A 1,341-nucleotide genomic window follows, 5' to 3' on the forward strand; every position below is an offset into this window, starting at 1 on the left:
TTCAATGTCTAATAATAAACCTTTGAAAAATAGTAGTAAATTACTTGTTAACTTGGACAAGTTTATATTTTTAGTCAATGCTGCTGATAGCCTAGAGGAAATTGAAATTATTAGAGATTTATGCTGTGACTATTTTTCACATTGTAAGAAGTCAAGCTATTACACTGATATTTTCGACAATGCTTATTGGATAAAATATTACGAAATAACTTAATCTTTCCAGATTCGCATAAGAGATTTTATGCTAAATAGATATGAGAAAGGCCATAAATTGTGACTTTCTCATATACGAAGAGAGAGCTGAGAACTTTCGTTTTATTGATTTATTCAAAATGAAGCTGATATTGATGTGTGGTGATTTTAATTTTTAGTTGCTTATATTTTCTTTTCGTAGCGCTCAGAGCTGAATTAGACACTTCTGTATAAAATATAGGATCATTCATCAAATCAGAAAATAATTTATATCCAATCAATAATTTACTGTATTTATTCCCATCTTTGAGATTCGTTTCAATTAATTGATCTAGAAAAACTATACATATTAGCCTCGATAGAGTGTTTCTGAACGGACACCATACAGGGTTGGCGATAGGAACTAAAGTTAAATTAGGTATTGATATATGCAATATTATTGTAAAAATAATAGATTAAACTTATATCGAGGCTAAACTTTACTCCTTTAATAATAAAAATCTTATTCAGGATCCAAGATATATCCTTCTAAAAGACTTTAGTCCTTCTCTTTTTCAAGTCAAATTTACCCGTAATTCTGGCTAGAATACTCTCTCAAAATTGCATATACCCTATATTTATCTTGATATAAGGTCTTTTCTATAATTTTTTGGATATCTTCACTAGTCCATTTTTGCTGCTTAGCTTTAAAAATGAACTGTGATTGCAGAACAAATGAGTGTTCACCTTTTCTTAAATAAAGATTCTTGACTTTTTTTTGCATAAGAAACAATTCAATAACCTATACTCTTAAACTTTATACTAGTTGGGAAAAATTTACTTTTAATTATAACTTAATAAAACACTTAACTTGTAAAAAAAACTAAATTTCAGTTACTTAATAGACAAAAAAATATTATTATTTTTGTATCAGTAATGTTTGATATTCTTTGGATTGTATGTTGTGGGTTCTTATAGTATTTCTAGGTTTAATCAGTACACTATTAATTATTTCCATATTAAAAGAGTATTTTAAGAATCCTTTCAAATAGAAGAATAAATTCTAGTTTGTTAAGGCTTTGTTGCACAAAGATTTAAAAGTTAAGACTTCTCATATCTACTCAAATTTAAGTGACAACTCGGGTATGTGGTCTGCCTAAGTCCGTAAAT

At 27.6% G+C, this 1,341-nt stretch carries 2 protein-coding genes; one reads left to right on the forward strand and one right to left on the reverse strand.

The window, feature by feature from the left end; translation table 11 throughout:
• Positions 1-4 precede the first annotated feature (4 nt).
• Entirely contained in the window at positions 5-214 is a 210-nt protein-coding gene (locus tag F968_RS19345; protein WP_000069471.1) for a hypothetical protein, read from the forward strand.
• Between the two features lie 109 nt (positions 215-323).
• On the opposite strand, the gene F968_RS20110 is transcribed toward F968_RS19345, so the two are convergent.
• Positions 324-542, reverse strand: coding sequence for a hypothetical protein (locus F968_RS20110; RefSeq protein WP_029747731.1), 219 nt, complete (start codon positions 540-542; stop codon positions 324-326).
• Positions 543-1,341 lie beyond the last annotated feature (799 nt).

The organism is Acinetobacter sp. NIPH 817 (assembly GCF_000368405.1).
Classification (GTDB): Bacteria; Pseudomonadota; Gammaproteobacteria; order Pseudomonadales; family Moraxellaceae; genus Acinetobacter.